11 protein-coding genes are annotated in these 18,309 nt (G+C 52.2%); 7 read left to right on the top strand and 4 right to left on the bottom strand.

Annotated features, from left to right (window positions below; genetic code table 11):
* The first annotated feature begins 65 nt into the window (after positions 1-65).
* The 5 genes from GJB61_RS22600 to GJB61_RS22580 all read left to right on the top strand — a co-directional run bounded on the left by GJB61_RS22600 (position 66) and on the right by GJB61_RS22580 (position 11,013).
* Positions 66-4,568, top strand: a complete 4,503-nt coding sequence (locus GJB61_RS22600; protein WP_154121289.1) for a carbohydrate binding domain-containing protein — start codon at positions 66-68, stop codon at positions 4,566-4,568.
* Positions 4,569-4,700: 132 nt separating this feature from the next.
* Positions 4,701-6,098 carry a sugar ABC transporter substrate-binding protein gene (locus tag GJB61_RS22595; RefSeq protein WP_338116036.1) on the top strand — a complete coding sequence of 466 codons (1,398 nt, stop codon included), beginning with the start codon at positions 4,701-4,703 and terminating at the stop codon, positions 6,096-6,098.
* A 77-nt stretch (positions 6,099-6,175) separates the two neighbouring features.
* Entirely contained in the window at positions 6,176-7,156 is a 981-nt protein-coding gene (locus GJB61_RS22590; RefSeq protein WP_154121287.1) for a carbohydrate ABC transporter permease, read from the top strand.
* Positions 7,153-8,010, top strand: a complete 858-nt coding sequence (locus tag GJB61_RS22585) for a carbohydrate ABC transporter permease (protein ID WP_154121286.1) — start codon at positions 7,153-7,155, stop codon at positions 8,008-8,010. Before GJB61_RS22590 ends, GJB61_RS22585 begins: the two co-directional genes overlap by 4 nt.
* Positions 8,011-8,043: 33 nt before the next feature.
* Positions 8,044-11,013, top strand: a complete 2,970-nt coding sequence (locus tag GJB61_RS22580) for a GH36-type glycosyl hydrolase domain-containing protein (protein WP_154121285.1) — start codon at positions 8,044-8,046, stop codon at positions 11,011-11,013.
* A gap of 5 nt (positions 11,014-11,018) precedes the next feature.
* On the opposite strand, the gene GJB61_RS22575 is transcribed toward GJB61_RS22580, so the two are convergent.
* On the bottom strand, positions 11,019-12,626 hold the full coding sequence (locus GJB61_RS22575) for a response regulator (RefSeq protein WP_154121284.1): 1,608 nt from the start codon (positions 12,624-12,626) through the stop codon (positions 11,019-11,021).
* Positions 12,604-14,397 carry a sensor histidine kinase gene (locus tag GJB61_RS22570; protein ID WP_229522222.1) on the bottom strand — a complete coding sequence of 598 codons (1,794 nt, stop codon included), beginning with the start codon at positions 14,395-14,397 and terminating at the stop codon, positions 12,604-12,606. The genes GJB61_RS22575 and GJB61_RS22570 overlap by 23 nt, the downstream gene beginning before the upstream one ends.
* Positions 14,398-14,504: 107 nt before the next feature.
* Between GJB61_RS22570 and GJB61_RS22565 the strand changes: the two genes are divergently transcribed.
* Positions 14,505-16,046: an extracellular solute-binding protein gene (locus GJB61_RS22565; protein ID WP_195724431.1), complete on the top strand. Its 1,542-nt coding sequence runs from the start codon at positions 14,505-14,507 to the stop codon at positions 16,044-16,046.
* 27 nt (positions 16,047-16,073) lie between these two features.
* On the opposite strand, the gene GJB61_RS31330 is transcribed toward GJB61_RS22565, so the two are convergent.
* Both GJB61_RS31330 and bglS read right to left on the bottom strand, forming a co-directional pair.
* On the bottom strand, positions 16,074-16,274 hold the full coding sequence (locus GJB61_RS31330; protein ID WP_229522359.1) for a hypothetical protein: 201 nt from the start codon (positions 16,272-16,274) through the stop codon (positions 16,074-16,076).
* A 23-nt stretch (positions 16,275-16,297) separates the two neighbouring features.
* Entirely contained in the window at positions 16,298-17,020 is a 723-nt protein-coding gene (bglS, locus tag GJB61_RS22560; RefSeq protein WP_154121281.1) for a beta-glucanase, read from the bottom strand.
* 196 nt (positions 17,021-17,216) lie between these two features.
* Here bglS and GJB61_RS22555 point away from each other — a divergent pair, with 196 nt between their 5' ends.
* A complete protein-coding gene (locus GJB61_RS22555) occupies positions 17,217-18,284 on the top strand; it encodes an AI-2E family transporter (protein WP_154121280.1) in 1,068 nt (355 codons plus the stop codon).
* The last annotated feature ends 25 nt before the right edge of the window (positions 18,285-18,309 follow it).

Raw genomic sequence — 18,309 nt, 5'->3', positions numbered from 1 at the left:
ACTGAAATCGAACGGCGACGACGCCGGGATTCTAGTAGGTTCTACATACAGGGGGGAATATTGAGATGTACCGTAGATTAATATCCAAGCTTCTGGTGGCGGTTATGCTGTTATCAGTGCTCCAACTTCCGGGAAACACGGGACGGGTACAAGCAGCGGGGCAGGATGGACTTTCGAAATCAGCCGCAAGTGTGAGCAGCGCCGAAGCCGGAACGGCAGCATTTGCCGATATGAACCAGCATTGGGCCTCGTCTGCAGCGGACAGATTGGCAACTGCTGGGATTCTGCAAGGGGATGGGCAGGGCAGATTTGGACCCGGCCGCACGGTCTCCCGTGCAGAGATGGCAGTCATATTAAACAGGGTGTTCCGTTACATAGTTCCGGGTACTGCCTCTTTCAGTGATGTAAGCGCTTCTTCCTGGTATGGGAAGGATGTGGACTTGGTCCACGCAGCGGGCATTATTGAGGGCTACGCGAATGGCCAGTTTCAACCGGGAGCGGCTGTCCGGCGGCAGGAAGTGATAACGATGCTGGGTCGGGCTTTCCAACTAGAGGGTGCCTCCCAGACAGCATTGGCCGCGCAGGCAGACGGGTCAGCGGTCAGCGGTTATGCACGGGAAGCGGTGAACGCGATGCTTGCGGGGGGTTATATCCGCGGCGATTCGGAGGGCAGGTTGAATCCGCAGGCTCCTATGACCCGGGCCGAGCTGGCGGTGCTTCTCGGCCGGATGATCGGGTGGATCAGTCCGGGCGAAGGAAGCTATTCGATTGGTGAGGTGTCCGGCAGCGTTATTGTCAACCGGTCGAATGTACAGATTGAAGGCGGTGCGGTGAACGGAAATTTCTATGTGACTGCCGGAACGGGAGAGGGAGACGTATCGTTCTCGGGAATCAAGGTGAAAGGTACCACCCGTATTTCCGGAGGCGGTGAACATTCAGTGGTTTTCCGCAAATCTGCCCTGGGACAGACGATCGTAGACAAGCCCAAAGCGCCTGTGCGGCTCGTCCTGAAGGAAGGAAGCTCAGCGGCCCGGATTGAATTGGTCCAGCTGGCCAAAGTTGAGATTGATGCTGGCTCAACGGTGGATGCCCTGATTGTAGATGCAGGCGCTGCCGGATCAGAGATCGTGAACCGGGGGTATATCGGCTTGCTTGAAACAAAGGCGGACAGTGTGCTTTTCAACGGTACAGTGCTGAAAAACGGTGAGACGATTCGGGGCTTATCGGGCAGTGTCTCCTCGCCACAGGTCAGTGCCGCGGCTACCTTCGCAGCAGGAGGGTGGAACCCGGGAGGAGCGACACCAACGGTTGTACCTGAGACACCAGCACCCACTCCGACGGCCACTCCGTCAACCCATGACGATCAATGGGAGCTGGTCTGGAACGACGAATTCGACGAACGCTCCATCGATGAGACCAAATGGAATGTTCAGGATACCGGAACGGTATACAATAACGAATTGGAGTATTATCATCCGAACAATGCTTCGCTCAAAACGGAGAGTGGACAAGGTGTGCTGGCACTGGAAGCGCGAAAGGAGGCTTACGGCGGGAAAGAGTATACTTCTGCCAAGCTGACCTCCAAGGTGAAGGGCGACTGGACTTACGGCAAATTCACGGTGCGCGCCAAGCTGCCAATTCAGCAGGGCATGTGGCCAGCCATCTGGATGATGCCAACCGACGAAGAGAAGCAGTACGGACCTTGGCCGGGAAGCGGCGAGATGGACATTATGGAATTAACGGGACCGGTGGCTGGTGATACGGAGAAGGCTGATCTATACCCGCGAACCGTTCATGGTTCGCTTCATTACGACATCCCGCATATGTCCCAGTCCAAAACTTATGTTCTGCCGGAAGGCAAAACATTCGCTGACGATTATCATGACTTCACGCTCGAATGGCTCCCGGGCCTGATTCGGTATTACGTGGACGGTAAAATGTATTTCGAAACGAGTGATTGGGGAACCAAGGCTGAAGGCCAGCCGGATTACTATACGTATCCCGCACCATTTGACCGGCCGTTCTATATGATTCTCAATCTAGCAGTGGGCGGCGATTGGCCGGGCGACCCGGCGGCTGACTTCCAGTCCGACAAGATGTATGTCGATTATGTCCGGGTCTACAAGTATAAGAAGTTGGATGAATGGCCGGACGTAACGGGAAAGCGGCCAACGAAGCCTGAAACCTCCGTTCCGCAGCGTCCAATGCCTGCGGACGGGAATCAGATTTACAACGGAGATTTCACCGGAGCCGCAGCGGCCGATGGACTTCCTGAATATTGGGAATTAATCGAGAATGCAGGCGGTGCGGCTACAGCTTCTGTCATTGACGATAAGAATAAGGGCAAGGCGTTGAAGGTTGCAATCAGAGAGGCGGGAACACAAAATTATTCCATTCAGCTCACCCAGAAGCCGCTTATGCTGGAGAAGGGCAAAGCCTATAAGGTGACGTTCGACGCCAAAGCGGATGCGGCCCGTCCGCTGATGAGCAAGCTGACAGAATTCGGCGGCGGATGGACGGCGTATTCCAAAGAACGTAATTTCCAGCTTACCCCGGACTGGCAGTCGTTTGAATATACCTTTAACATGGCACAGGCTTCCGACAACAATGTCCGTTTTGAGTTCAATCTGGGTCTGAACGACATAGCAGCTTATTTTGCTAATGTTCGGGTGGTAGAGACGGAGCCTCTACAAGTGGTGCGTACACCACTTGCTGATGGTAACCTGATTTATAATGGAGGGTTCGAGCTGGGAGAAGGACGATTGGGCTATTGGGCATTTGCCGTTAAGCCGGACTCTGGAGCAGCGGCGAAAGCCAGTGTAACCAATACTCTGGAGCTGCCGCTGATGAAGCGGGAGTTCAGGGCAGATGTCCAGAGCGCCGGAGGGTCAGCGGAGGATGTAACTCTCACTCAGACAGGAATACCTATGTCAGCAGCAGGAGTCTATCAGCTCGCGTTCGAGGCCAGGTCGGATAAGGCGCAGCCGGTCGGAATTAAGCTCGAGAACAGTAGTGGAAATACTCTCTATCCCGACGGGGCAACGTTCACTCTGACGCCGGAGTGGAAGAGCTATACAGCGGAAATAGCACTGTCCGGCGTTTCCGGTACTGAAGGTGCATTATCGTTCCTTCTTGGCCAGGCTCCGGGGCAGACTGAGATTGACAATGTACGTCTGGTAAGGATGGTTGATCCACCTATATTCAATAACTACCTGCATCTACGAGGGGATCAGTACTGGAGATCATCGGGGACCCACCTGATTCCGAGCGGCGAAGGTGGCAAGGACATCACCGATATGGATAAGGGTGACTATGTTGAATACAAAGTGGTTCTTCCTCAAGCGGCCAGCATTATTCCGGTAACCCGGGTATCTAGTGTACATGCCAATTCGGAGCTGGAGCTGTCGGTTCTGGATGCCGGCAAGCAGAGTGTGGTGACGGCATCTGTCTATAGCACTTCAATTGGAGATACCGGAGGCCTTCAATCCTACCGCGCAATCATCGGGGAACCGCTGAAGCTGCCTGCGGGAAGCTATTATATCCGTCTTGGCGGCAGCGGCTATAATCTGGCCTGGCTGGATCTTTCACGCGAACTGGTGGTGAACGGAAGCTTTAATGACGCTTCCACAGAAGGCTGGACGCTGTTCAAGAAGGACTGGGACGACAATGATCCAGTGAAGAATACCGTCATGACCGCTGTGTATGGAGCACTGCAGGTTGACCTTGGCGGCAGCGGCGATGAGGACTGGAATGTACAGGTTAAGCAAGGGGCAATACCGGTAGAGCAAGGCAAGAAGTATCTGCTTCGCTTCGATGCGGATGCCTCAATAGCCCGATGGATTCGAGTGCTGGTCCAGCATGACGGCTCTACGGACAACAATTGGACCGCCTATACGAATGAGAAGGTGAGTCTGAGCGAAGTCGGCGGACATTATGAATACCTGTTCACCGCTCCTGCAAGCGATCCTGCAGCCCTGCTTCAGTTCAGTCTGGGCAAGATTTCGGAATCCTTGGGAGCGCATAAGGTCAAGCTGAGCAACATTTCCCTGCAACAGGTAAGTCCGGTGATGGCCGGTGAGGTGTATGGGGAGAATCTGATTCCAAACGGAGACTTCTCGGCCCCGCTGAAGAGCTGGAGCAGCTATTCCTCCGACAGCGGCGAGTTGTCCATTGACAATGTGAATGGGGCGCTGCGGATGCAGGTCGGTTCCACAGGGACCAACAGTTGGGACCGGCAGGTCTATTACGAGGGAGTAGCCTACAACGAAGGAAATCATTATACGCTCACGTTTAGAGCCAAGGCAGAAGCAGCGCGCAAAATGAACATCAGCATCGGCTGGCTAGATGTCGCAAATAATTACACCTGGCACGGGTATACCAGCAAGGTGGTTGATCTGGATACCGAATACACCGAATATACCCTGGAATTCGACGTTGCCGGAGGCAGCACATCTATCGGCCGCATTTCGTTCGAGCTGGGAAATATTAAGGATGGCGGCACTGGCCATCTTGCGGTGGACGTCGATGATATTGTGTTGATGAACAATGGAACCGTAGCCGCACCTTGAACAAGCTTTATAATTTGTTATTCAGGCTTGCGATTTGGTATTTAGACCGGCAAGCAACGCTTTTATAATCAAGACATGGAGGACGGGCAACCGTTCTCCGTGATTTTCAAACGACAATGGGGGAGATTTATTGTGAAAAAGACAGCAGTATCAATTGGTGCACTGCTCATGGCATTTTCAGTAGCCATCAGCGGATGTGGAGGCAACAACAATCAATCAAGTTCTGCTAACAACGGAGGAGTGAAGGAAGAATCCAGCGCAACTGCGGCTCCTGCAACACCAAGCACGGAACCGGTTACCCTGAACGCTTGGGTCATGCCGAACAGTCCCAAACCGGATGCTGACTTCCTGAAGACGCTTGATCCCTACCTGAAGGAGCATCCGAATGTCACCGTCAAGGTAACGGTGCTTGACTGGGGTTCCGCCTGGACCAAGATCACAACGGCGGCAACAAGCGGCGAAGGCCCGGATTTGCTCCAGCTCGGATCGACCTGGGTGCCGGCAATCGCTAGCATGGGCGGTATTGACAAAGTAACTGACAAAGTGGCCGATGTGGGCGGCGCTGAGGCCTTCTTGCCGGCCATCTGGAACACTACCTCCATCGCAGGCGACAGCGAGGTGTACGGAGTGCCATGGTTCGTGGATGCGCGCGCCATTTACTACCGGACCGATGTATTCAAGCAAGCCGGGATAGATCCGGTAACCGCATTCAAGGATTGGGATTCCTTCAAGGGCGCACTTGAAGCGGTCAACGGACAAACAGTTGATGGCAAGAAGATCGCTGCACTGGGACTTCCGGGCAAGAACGACTGGAACGTAGTGCATAATATTTTCCCTTGGATCTGGGCCGCAGGAGGCGAGGTTCTCACGGAAGACAACAAAAACGTAATCTTCAACGAAGAGAAAGGGCTTAAAGGCGTTATGTTCTATACAGGACTCGCGCATGAAGGTCTCGTCGATAAGTCCTCGCTCGAAAAGAACTCGTCACAGATTGAGAGTGATTTCGGCGATGGCAAATCGGCAGTGATTATCTCCGGACCGTGGTTGGCCAAAAACTTTGCTACTCCGAAAGCAAACGGCGGCATGGCCGATATGAAGGCAGCGAAAAACTTTGCGGTGGCTCCGCTTCCAGCCGGTCCTGAAGGACAGGTTACCTTTGTCGGCGGCAGCGAGCTGACGGTGTTCAGTGGATCTAAGAACAAAGAAGCGACATGGGAGCTTATTAAATACCTGACTTCGGATGAAGCGCAGAAGGCCTATGCCAATGTATCGGGTCAGCTCCCTACCAAATTGTCTCTTCTGGAATCTCCGGATCTTGATGCCAATATGAAAGCATTCTCGGAAGCAACAAAATACGGAAGAACCTATCCGGCCATTCCGCAATGGGGACCTACGGAAACTGCGCTGCAAAAGCATTTTGCTAACATTTGGGATATCGTCGCCGGTGTGAAGGGCACGTATGGGGAAGAAAGCATTAAGAAAGAGCTGGACTCCGCAGCGGCTGAAGTCAAAGCGATTATTAATCAATAACTACTAGGAACTTGGGAGGCCGCCGCGCGACTATAGGGCACGGCGGTTTCTTCCATTAACAAAGCGAGGGATAAGAGATGAGACTCCATACTGAAAAAAATCTTCCTGCAAAAGCCTCTTCCGGCAAGCGTGGTCTGTGGCGCAAGCGAATCAGAGAGAACAAGTTCGCTTACATGCTGATGGTGCCGACTATCATCTTCATGATGCTAGTGCACCTGATCCCGATGCTTGAGGGAATTTGGATGTCATTTTTGAAACTGAACCAATTTACGTTGGGTAAATTTTTGAAAGCGCCTTTTGTCGGGCTGGACAATTATATCGGCCTCTTGTTTAACTCCGATAATCCGGTCCGCCAGGGGTTGAATTTTGCCGTACGCAACACAGCAATTTATGCCGTCATTGTAACTATCGGCGTAATGATTATGGGGCTGATGATGGCCATGCTGATGAACCGTGACTTTCCCGGCCGCGGCATTGCCCGTACAGCCATGCTACTCCCTTGGGTCGTCCCGTCGTATGTTGTCGGCGTGCTCTGGGGCTTCATGTGGCAGCAGAATGGCATTATCAACTATTTTCTGGTCGACGTTCTGCACCTTTTCGCGGACAAACCCTTCTGGCTGATGGGACCGAATACCATCTGGGCGATCATTATTCCGACCATCTGGCGCGGCTGGCCGTTCTTGATGGTTATTTTCCTGGCTGGATTGCAGACCATTCCCGATGACATCTATGAGGCGGCAACCATTGATGGCGCCCACAAGCTCCGCCAATTCTGGCATATTACCCTGCCGATGCTCAAACCGGTCATTGCGGTACAGCTTTTGTTCCAAATCATTAACAATGTCTACTCCTACAATATCGTCGCCACGATGTTCGGCAACGGCGCCGGATATCCGGGTGAGTGGGGAGACCTGATGATGACGGCCTTGACCCGCCAATCCTTCGGCTATTGGTCGTTTGGTTCCGGTTCTGCCGCTTCAATAATGCTGATGATCGTGATGCTGATGGTAGTCGGCGTTTGGTACCGAGCCTTTAGAACGGAGTTGAATGCCCAATGAATACACACCGTAAACGTTCTGTAAGTTCGTTTCTACTGACTTCTCTGACCTGGATCATCGTTGTGGTGACGATATTTCCGATTCTGTGGATGATTTTTACCTCCCTGCACTCGAACAATCAAATTCTGAACGGCATCACTACCTTCAGTTTGCCGAAGCCGCAGTGGGTTAATTACATCAACATGTGGGACACAGTTAATTTCGCCATATATTTCCGCAACAGCCTTCTGATCTGCGGCGCGACGACCCTGCTTGCCGGTTCCTTTGCCGTCCTGGCGGGATATGCTCTGGCCCGGTTTGATTTTCCGGGATCGAAGCTGTTCGGCATGAGTATCATATCCACTCAGCTGATTCCGGGCATTATGTTCCTGTTTCCGATATACCTAATGTTCCTGTGGATCAAGAATACCTTCGGTTTGCCGATGATCAACACGTACTGGGGAATGATTCTCGTCTATACGGCCTTCTATACCCCAATCAGTATCTGGATTATGCGCGGTTTCTTTGTATCCATTCCAAGAGATCTAGAAGAGTCGGCTTCGATTGATGGCTGCACGAGATTTCAGGCGTTTTACAGAATCATTCTGCCGCTCTCTGTACCTGGCATTATTGCGACTGGCATCTTTATCTTCCTTACAGCGTGGGATGAGCTTCTCTTCGCCTGGGTATTGACGACCAGTTCGGATGTACAGACGATTCCGGTCGGTATCCGCCTGTTTGTCGGCCAGTACAATACCCGCTATGACCTGCTAATGGCAGCTTCCACTGTTGTAACGGTGCCGGTTATGGTGGTATTCTTCATGACGCAGAAATACTTTATTAGCGGTATGACCGCGGGAGCCGTTAAGGGCTGATCCGCAGCATGCTATGAAAGGAGAGAGTGAGTCATGCTCAAACTTACTACTGCAAGAGAAGCAACGGCTTCGGCTGAAGATATCCTGAGTCAAGCGTTCGCCGACCGGATTGGAACTGGCGCGCATATTAGTGCTCTCTTTACCGATTCGGAACGCCGCGGGGCTGTCGGAATAGCCGGATTACCGCTTCGGCTGCCGGCTATTCAGGAGCTGCTCAAGCTGCCCGCCGTGGTTGCGCTGCTGCCAGTTGAAGCCGGCACATCGGCGCTGTTCGCTGTAAGCGGCGAAGGTACGGGACTGTCCTTGTATATCCGTCATGCCGGAAGACAGGAAGAGTGCACTGAATTACCGGAGGCGACCGCAAGGGAGGCACTGGTGCAACTGCAAGCCGCGCCTGGCTGGGCCGGGTCGCTCAACGCCGAGGGAGAGCATGTAATCGATCTGCGATCACCCGTTCCGGGTCCGCATTTCGCAGTCAATTTGCTGCTTGGCAACCGTCTCCAGTTTCCCCATCCGCTGCAGACCACGCCCAAGAGTGTAGTTGACCGGTTCGGCGGCGGGAGCTTTCGCTCGCACGCGGCAACTCAAGTGCTGGCGACCCGCTGGGATATGCGGCAGGAGGAGAACGGATTTCCGGCCAACCGGCAATTTTATCTGTTTGAGCACGGGAAGCAGATCTTTTATTCCGCAGACCCCGGAGATGAAGGGATTGAATCGGCGGTCTGTCGGCATTCGCAGAATGCCACCGTCATAAGCTACCGCACCCGCTGCGGTCTGGAAATCACCCGTACCCTCTTTATCCTCCCACACTCTGAAGGGATGCCTCTGGCGACTGAAATGCAGCGGATAGAGATTGCGAACCATGGAGAAGGTGACCGCTGTCTCCGGATCGTCTACACGGGAATGTTCGGTTCCGCGGCTCCGGGCGCACTGTTCGAGGATGTGCTGTACAGCAATGTCATTATGCAGGGCGGTGTGCTTCAGGATTCCTCTGGAGCCGTGGCGGCTATCAGTCCCGATTATTATCCGGAAGGCGGTCGTCATGATCTGCGCTTCCACACGATGATCGTACACGGAGCGGGCGGACCGATACTGCCGCGCGAATACTGCGTCAGTTACAATGAATTCGTTGGTACCGGCTCGCTGCACCGTCCGTCCGGCGCGCTTAGGCTGAGCAACATTCTGCACCGCAAGGGACCGGGCTTCTTCGCCGTAGCCGGCGAGGTTCATATTTCCGCCGGAAGCGCCGTAACGGTTGATCAGTTGACCGGACTTGTCTCTGACAAGAGCGGCGCACACTGGAATGAAACGGTGCTGGCGGACGAGGTAGGGGCGCTGGTTGCCCGTTTCTCCGACCGCAGCGCGGCGGAATCGGCGCTGGCGGAATCGTCCGGCTTCGTGCGGGAGTATGGCAAGTTCCTGCAGGTATCCTCCGGTGACGATAACTTCGATGTGTTTGTCAACCGCAATCTGCCATTTCAGGTGCTCTACCAAACGTTCGTCTCCCGTTCTTTTTGCCAGACACAAAAGGGGTACAGGGAAATTGGTTTCCGCGAAATTCAGGATTTGTATGCCTCCATGTATTATTTTGTTGGTATGGGACGAAGCGGTCTGGTGAAAAGTCTGCTGAAGGAATGGACCGGCATGGTGTTCGAGCTGGGCTATGCGTATCACAATTTCTTCTGGGCCGGCAAGGAGCCAGGCAAATGGTCCGACGACGCATTATGGCTTATTCAAGCCGTCTACCGCTATGTAATGCTCACAGGAGATCTCGAGTTCCTGGATGAGTCTTGCCCGGTGGCGGGTCAAGAAACCTACCGTCCGGTCTTCGAGACATTAAAAGCGATCATTGTATATTCGGGTCAAATTTCGGTCGGCCGACATGGTCTTCCATTGCTGGACTACGCAGACTGGAACGACTGTCTGAAGCTGGATGATACGTATCTGAATGGCCCGGCTAAGGAAGAGCGCTACCGGAAGCAGCTAGAAGCCGGCGGAGTGTTTGGCGACCCGTTGCACAGCGATTATTCCGAGAGCGTAATGAATGCTTTCCTGCTGAAGGTGGCGGTGGATGAATTGTCCATACTGTCCGTCCGGAAGGGAGATCTGAATTATGCTGCCGAGTTGGATCACTTCGGAGCAGAGCTGCGAGGACGCATTCAAGAACATGCATGGAAAGACAATTTCTTCGCACGAGTGCTGTTCAATCGGTATGCAAACGGAGAATACACGTATTTGGGAGCCGCAGGGGATGGTCTGTCTTCAGATCCGGCGTCCGACGGTTCTTACTTCCTGAATTCCTTTAGTTGGAGCATCCTATCCGGCTGTGCGGATGAAGCACAGATTACCGTGATGCTGGACACCATGAAGAAGCATCTCATGACTCCTTTCGGGTTGAAGCTGGTTTCTGCTGTCGCACTGGGACGGGTATCCTCCCATACAGCTTCGGACGAATACTTTCCGGGCGACCGTGAGAACGGCGGCGTGTTCAAGCATGCTTGCATGATGGCTGCTGCAGCGATGTTTAAGGGAGCCAAGGAAGTGTCGGATACAGAACTTGCCGCCGAGTTGGGTCGGTTCGGTTATTGGCTGCTGGACCGGATCATGCCGTTTAAGACTATGGAAGATCCTTATGCAATCTGCGGAAATCCTAGATTCTGTACCCAATACAATAACAGCGAGACCGGTGAGAACATCGGTCCGATGCTAAGTGGCACCTCGACTTGGCTCACCCTCTCGCTGATGGAAGCGCTGGGTATTGAATATACGGCGCAAGGCATTGCGCTAAATCCGATCCTGCGGGAAGAGCAGACGGATTTCGTCTACACGCTGAAGTTCGGAGGTTCTTCATACCGGATTCGAATCATTAAGCCGGAGGGCTTCTGCCGAATGCAGGACGGCACAGTCCGTTTGACACTAGATGGCCGAGTCCTTGAGGAAGGAATTGTGCTGGCGGCAGATGACGGCTTACCCCATGAGGTAGAGCTGCGATTTGAAGGTTAAGGGCGTTACAACGCCCGTTCGCGGAACTCATGTGGGGTCATGCCGGCGTATTCCTTGAAAAGTTTAATAAAATAGTGGGCATTGGAGTAGCCAAGCTCGGCGGAAACTTCATAAATTTTTAGCGGCGTATGAATCAGCAGATACGCCGCTTTTTCCATCTTGACCTGACTGATGTAGTCGCTGATTCGCTTGCCTGTCTCTAGCTTGTACATTTTGGAGAGGTAGACTGGATGCATCTGAACATGATCGGCGATAGCTTGAAGTGAGACATAGTGCAGATTGAGGTTGATATATTCATGGACATTCCGGATCAGGACGGTTCGGCTATTCAGCCGCTCCGATTCAAAATGCTCTTTCAGCAGAACGATTACCTCCAGCGCCCATTCCCGCAGTTTGTCCGGTGTCTGGAATGGAGCCTGCTCCAAGAGCGGATTGCCAACAATCTCGCCCAGCATTTTGTTGTTCTTGTGGGCGAAATAATAGAATGCCGTCTCCAGATGCAGACGGGTTTCATGGATATGCTCAAGCGACCGGTCCGGATTTCGGACCAGCTCCGAAACGATGGCATTCAGTTTCTCTTCGATGCCCTGCCAGTTGTTCGCTTCGAACATATGAAAGAGCAGCGGAGGCTCATAGAGCGGCTGGAGAATCTCTACAGGTTGGGACCCGCTGTTGTCCGTTGCGTCTAGATAGATGCCTGTTTCACTACCGATATGCTGACGGATGGCCGAGATGGCGGATTGATAGAGCGTGTAGACCTGGTCAGGAAATCCTCCCCATCCTGTAGTGACCACGGAGAGGCCGCCACCAATCAGCGTGCCGACATGGTTCTGCAACTGGTAGGCCGCCTGAGCGACCTCATCCGCAGGATTGCCGCTGGATTCGATATCATCCCTGGGCTGCAGCACAAATACGAGATAATCATGCACATCCTTGCAGGACCAGATGTGGAATCGGTTCTGGAACAGCTCCTGTGCGATATTGATGATTGCGTATTCGAACAGCAGCATGCTATTCATGTCCTGGCGCCGGAAGAACTCCTCCGGCCTGACGACCGCGAGGCATATCGGCAGATCGGTTGAGAGCGGTAGATTGAATTGGGACAGCCGTTCTTGCAGTTGCGGCGCGGACATCTTCCGTCCCTGCAGCAGCTCGCTGAGCAGACGGTCCCGCAGGAGTGGAAGATGCTCACGGAAGGTCTGCATGGTCCGCTGGTAGGAGGACCATGTCTCCCATTCACTGCGCAGCTCTTCCTGGAGCTTGCCAATAACTGCGATCAACTGGTCATTGGCAATCGGCTTAAGCAAGTAGGCACTGGCTTGTTCTTCTATTGCCTTGCGGGCATATTCGAACTCGGCATAACCGGTCAGCATAACTACCCGAATATGCTTCCAGTGACTGCGGATGGAGGTAATCAGTTCGATGCCTGAGATTTCCGGCATATTGATGTCAGTGACTACAATGTCGATAGGATAGCGTTGAAGCAGCTCTAGCGCCTCATACCCAGAATAAGCTTTATGAACTTGTTCGAATCCCATCTCCCTCCAAGGAAGCGAGATGGACAGATCATCGACTACGTAGGGTTCGTCGTCAACCAGCAGAATTTGATGCATAGAATTCCTCTTTCTTCTCCATGCGGAGAGTAAGTTTTAGGCCGCCGCTAGGCGAAGGGGTGATTAGAAGGCCTGATGAATCTCCGTAATGAGCCTTGAGGCGCTGCTGTATGTTCCATAGCCCGCAGCCTCCATCCTCTCGTGTAGATTCGGAAATTCTGGCATGCAAAGAGGCAATCGCCTCATCGGTCATACCTGCTCCGTTGTCTTCAACGGTGACGGTGACCGCTTCTTGCGTATGGCTGGCAGTGATCCGAATGAAGCCTGGACCGATCTTTTTCTCAATGCCGTGAATGATACTGTTCTCGACCAAGGGCTGAAGCAATAGCCGAGGAATGCGCAGACCCATGAGATCATCGGCAATATCCATCTCATAACAGATGCGTTGTTTCCGCAAATTCTGGATTTCCAGGTAATTCTCCAGCAGCTTCAGCTCATCCTGAAATGTGGTGAGAGAATGGTCGACTTTGGTGATATAACGGTAGTACTCGCCAAGATTGAGCGCCATGGCTTCCACGGAATCTGTATCACCGATTACGGCCTTGCTCTTGATAAAGAACAGGCAATTGTAGAGGAAATGCGGATTGATCTGCGATTGAAGCTGCTTTAGCTGGGCATCCTTGGCCCGGAGCTGCTCCAGATAGACCTGTTCAATTAGTGACTGGATCTTTTCCGCCATCTCGTTGAACTCTTCATTGAGCATTGTGAACTCAGGATTGGTCTTGGTATGAATGCGGGTAGACCAGCGTCCTTCCTTTATCCTGTTGAGGGAGCGGAGCAAGAGGCTGACCGGACGCTGCACCTGGCGGTAGAGCTGCAGAGAGAACAGAAGACTCATGATCAGAAGTATGGCCGATCCCATCAGGAAGGAATAACGGCTGCTCTGGATCGGCTGAAGAATCTGCTTCAGCGGCGAATAATGCACGACCTGCCAGTTAATGGCCGAAGATGGAACCGAGCTGACAAGAAAGTTGTCTTCCTTGAGGCTAACGATATCCGAGGTCCCTTGTCCGGTTGAAGGGGTCAGCGTTGCAACAATCTGCTTCGCCATTTCCCGGTCAGTATTGCGGAAGAAGATCACCCCGAATGCCGGGTGGAACAGGAAGGTGTCGCCCTTGTTTTGCGACTGGTAGGCATCGAACATCCGTTCAATATTGGATACAGGAAAATACATCGACATCAGCAGTCCCGCCTCTCGGGGGGCATTTCTTCTCTCGACGGGGTCGGACAGCAGCAGACGGAAGCCCGCTTCAGCATTGCTTTTGTCCTCCGGAATATACTCCCAGCCAGCCGGCAGAGGCTTCTCCAGTGCGGAGGAATCAAAGGAAAGAGAGGAATCTGACCCTAGGGTCTCACCGCTGTGCGGCTTGTACAGAACAATCCGGTTCTCCCACGTGCTGGAGCTCGTCTGAAGGGAAAGCTTCTCCAGCACAGTCATAATGGTCTGAGGGGGATCAATGAGATGAGCCAATTTCCGGATCTGCTCATAGTCGCGGACGGTTGGATCTCTCTGAAGTGCGTACATGCTGCCTGCCAATTGGTTGATATTGTTGTCCATCTGCTGGGTCAGGAACTCCAGATGGTTCAAATCGGTCGTTTTGATCTGGCTTGAAATGACCCCGATATCCTTGCTATAGGATAATCCGTAGAATAAAAGTGTGACTGAAATAAGGGAAAGAAGAATCGCCACCATTTTAATGAATAGGTTTGGACGCCAGGCCATAAGATCATCCTTTTCAAAAACTTCGCTGTAATAAAAGAAGTGTATCATACGATGCTGAAGTCGATTATGATACAATTTGTTCGACTTCCAGAATTTTACGAAAAGCAGGTGGATCCATGAAAATCCGTTTACCGCTATTCATCTTGCTCTTGTCGTTGTCGGGATGCGCGTTTCGCAGTACTGGCGAAAGTCTCCCGGTCGGCTCCTCGGAGAGTATAGTGCCTCCTTTCGCCATCAAGGCGGGCAAATATAATCCTCCAGTAGACCTGTATACGGTAGGCTCTGTGAACCCCAATCTGAACTTTAAAAAAGGCGAGAGCCTCGAACATAACGTGCATACAATTTGGGCCGAGAACCGGCTAGGTATCCGTATCCGTTATCTTTGGACCATATCCGGCACGTCCGAGACCTATGCCAACAAGCTGAGGCTTGAACTGGCCAAAGGCAATATGCCCGATGTCGTAACGACCCGGGATGCAGACATCATCCAGGAACTGATCGACTCTGGGCAATTCATGGAAGTCGGTGATTTATTTGAACAGTACGCTTCCAAGGTATGGAAGAAAGCTGTGGCCGAGGATACCTCGGCATGGGATACTTTTGTGCGGGACGGACGCAAGTATGCCATTCCCATTATGGATTACGAATATAACTCCGATCCGTTGCTGTGGATCCGCCAGGATTGGCTAGACAAGCTTCATCTAGCCGCGCCGCGGAATCTGGACGAGCTGGAACGGGTCATGGATGCCTTTGTCAATCGAGACCCAGATGGCAATGGTCTTAATGACACTTACGGTCTTGCGGTTGGTTTCCGCAACGGTCCGAATACCTGGATGGGGGACAGCAGTTGGATCTTTGGTGCGTTCGGCACGGTTCCTGAGCAATGGAATCGCATGAGCGACGGAACATTGGAATACGGGTCCGTGCAGCCCAGCGCCCGCAAGGCTGTTGCACTCATGAAGCATTGGGTGCAGCAAGGCTATTTGTCTACCGACAGTGCGTGGCTTGATGAAGAGGGCGCCGCCAATCTGTTCGTCTCCGGCAAGGCCGGCATCATTGCCGGTCCTTACTGGATGCGCGGATGGCCCTTGTCATCCCTGACCGATACCGACCCGCAGGCGCGCGTCAAGGCCGTCGGCATACCTTCCGGACCGAGCGCTATGGCCATGAGAAGGGGGACCTTGCCTGTCAATGGCGCTATTCTGATTAGTAAGAAAATGAAGCATCCTGAAATCTTTTTTACCTATCAAAATTATTTGTTTGATTATTATGCCACCTCGACCGGCGAGTTCATCAATGGTCTTGCAGAAGACTATGATTGGGCAATGGCCGACGGCAAGCCGACAATTCTCCCTTCCGCTCTGCCGTTGGGCGGCATCCGGGTCGCTTCCTATACGCTAACCTTCGATGGGGCAAGAATTCCCTCCAAAGTGATCAAGGAAATTCCAAAGGAAATTGCCCCTGTGCTGCTCAGCCAGAAGGATGCTTCCCGCAAGGATCAGTTCACGGGACCGCCAACCGCGACGATGAAGAGCGAAGGCGAGCTGCTGAAGAAGCTGGAACAAAAAAGCTTTCAAAAAATTATCTTCGCGGACAGCGGCATCGAGGAATTTGATGAATTCGTCGACAAATGGAAAGCTTACGGAGGATTAACAGAAACCTCAGAAGTCAATACCTGGGACCGCGGCCGCCACTGAGTCCTTAGCGACAAGAAACCGCCTCGATTAAGGCGGTTTCTTGTCGGAGAGACGCCGGATTTTCTTACTTGCCCGACGATTGATCCGGAGTATAGCCGAACTGGTCATAGTAAGCATGGATTGGGACTTTCCGTCATACGGCTCCAACCAGGAATCCACGCCTATCCCGTTCCAGAGATTCATCATAATGCGGCCTGAAGCGGACCCCAGCAGAAGAGGTTTACTCAACGGCCAGGGTTCAACACTCGCTTTTAGTTGCTTGTATATTTCAGCCAATCATAATAGGCGTACAGTGGATTGACGCCATTATATGAACCGAGCCAGGAGTCTACACCGGTTCCGTTCCAGAGGTTCATCATGATTTTGCCGGGATGGGATGGTATATTGCTAGTTGCCGTATGCTTCAATGCACCATCCACATACCATTTAATGTAGCCCTGCTGCCAGTCGAAGGCGTACGTATGATAACTTTGGGAAGCGTCAAATCCAAGATTAACGATCTGCTCATGATTGCCAACGCCGTTCGTGTAATAATTGAACTGGACCTTGGTGGTATCTTTGCCCAGAAACTCGATATCAATTTCATCCCACGGGGTACCATCGGAAGGCCCGGTATAGGTGAAAAAAGAGGAAACGATTCCGCTGTTTTTGGCCGGCATCATGCTGACCTCATATTTGCCGTAGCCATACTTGTTCACAGACCTCATTTCTGCGCCGTCGAATTTATTGTTGCTGGGGCTGGTCAGCGCCAGGCGAAGCTGCCCACCGCTGGTAAACGAGATATTGTTTGCACGCCAGGTGCAGTTAAACATACTACCATTCGAATAGCCGTCGGCTTTTTGCCAGGTTGCGGAATTGAAGTAGGTCAGAGGCTCATAAAAGACGGTGGCTGCCGAAACAGGCGGAGTCCCTGCCAGTAATCCTGCAAACAGCAAAATAAGACCTACAACCCCTAATTTTTTCAACCTTATCATATAAATATCCCTCCTTAAAATGAAAACGCTTTACACTAATGATTTTAGCCATTGCCGATTCTTTCCACCATACCAATTCCTGAACCAGGATAACAAAAAACCAATTTTTGTTGGGAAACAAGAGTATTTCACCACACTCGTACACATATTAATATGGCATGTCTGTTTTGGGCTCAACACGGTCAGGAGGGATAATATGGAGGAGTGGTCCCAAAGTAAATGGTTCCGTTATATGATCGGAGTGCTGCTCTCACTGATCATTTTGTATTTTGTATGGATGCTCCGTCCAATGCTGCAGGGGATATTTATGTTTTTAAAAGCGATCTTTGCCCCGTTCCTGGCGGCTATGATCATCTCATATGTGCTGAATCCCGTAGTGACCATGCTGTCACGGAGAAAAATGCCGCGCAGCGTGGCTGTCCTGCTGATTTATGCGGTATTCCTCACTTCACTTGCGGTGATTCTGATCAACCTGATCCCGATGTTCATCGAGCAGCTTGAGGAGCTTAACGAACATCTGCCGGAGATGACACTACATGCGCAGGGCCTGATGCGGGGGATGAACTCCAGATTGATTCCGCCCGGGGTGGAGACGGGGATGAATAACTGGTTTTATCAGTTGGAAAATCGCTTGGCCGAAGGGATATCCCACTTCCTTGATAATATTGCTTCAACGATAGGCATCTTGTTCAATGCATTCATTGTGCCTTTTCTAGTGTTCTACATCTTGAAGGATTTTGATGTTTTTGAACGAACGGTAGTATCCTGTCTGCCCCGCTCGCGTCGCAAGTCCATCGTGACCTTGTTAAAAGATATCGACGAAGCGCTCGGCAATTACATTCGTGGCCAGTTTCTGGTCTGTCTTATCATCGGGGTGCTCGCTTATATTGGCTATGCGATTATCGGGATGCCTTATGCTCTGCTGTTCGCGTGTGTAGTGGCTGTGTTTAATATCATTCCCTATATGGGCCCATTTCTCGGAGCGGCACCTGCGATAGTCATGGCTTCAACCCTCTCTCTGCGGCTTGTGCTGCTGGTGGCGGTTGTAAATACGCTGTGTCAGATGCTGGAGAGTAATGTCATATCACCACAGGTGGTGGGGCGAAAGCTGCACCTGCACCCATTGCTGATTATTTTCGCATTGCTGGTTGGTGGTGAAGTTGCTGGCATCGTTGGACTGATACTGGCAGTACCGTTATTTGCAGCAGGAAAAGTAGTGATTCAGCACTTTGTGGCCTATTATATTAAGCGGAAGCCCGTGTAACTGGGTTAATCATTGACTGTAGTGG

Origin of the sequence: Paenibacillus monticola (genome assembly GCF_009664975.1) — a bacterium.
Taxonomy (GTDB): Bacteria; Bacillota; Bacilli; order Paenibacillales; family Paenibacillaceae; genus Paenibacillus_AQ; species Paenibacillus_AQ monticola.
The sequence above is the reverse complement of the archived record's forward strand: the minus strand, read 5'-3'. Positions and strand labels throughout refer to the sequence as shown.

What these genes read in the sequence shown, in the direction of transcription:
- GJB61_RS22585 (WP_154121286.1), top strand. Translation starts at nt 7,153, where the DNA reads ATGAATACACACCGTAAACGTTCTGTAAGTTCGTTTCTACTGACTTCT.
- GJB61_RS22575 (WP_154121284.1), bottom strand. Translation starts at nt 12,626, where the DNA reads ATGCATCAAATTCTGCTGGTTGACGACGAACCCTACGTAGTCGATGAT.
- GJB61_RS22590 (WP_154121287.1), top strand. Translation starts at nt 6,176, where the DNA reads ATGAGACTCCATACTGAAAAAAATCTTCCTGCAAAAGCCTCTTCCGGC.
- GJB61_RS22570 (WP_229522222.1), bottom strand. Translation starts at nt 14,397, where the DNA reads ATGATACACTTCTTTTATTACAGCGAAGTTTTTGAAAAGGATGATCTT.
- GJB61_RS22580 (WP_154121285.1), top strand. Translation starts at nt 8,044, where the DNA reads ATGCTCAAACTTACTACTGCAAGAGAAGCAACGGCTTCGGCTGAAGAT.
- GJB61_RS22600 (WP_154121289.1), top strand. Translation starts at nt 66, where the DNA reads ATGTACCGTAGATTAATATCCAAGCTTCTGGTGGCGGTTATGCTGTTA.
- bglS (WP_154121281.1), bottom strand. Translation starts at nt 17,020, where the DNA reads ATGATAAGGTTGAAAAAATTAGGGGTTGTAGGTCTTATTTTGCTGTTT.
- GJB61_RS22555 (WP_154121280.1), top strand. Translation starts at nt 17,217, where the DNA reads ATGGAGGAGTGGTCCCAAAGTAAATGGTTCCGTTATATGATCGGAGTG.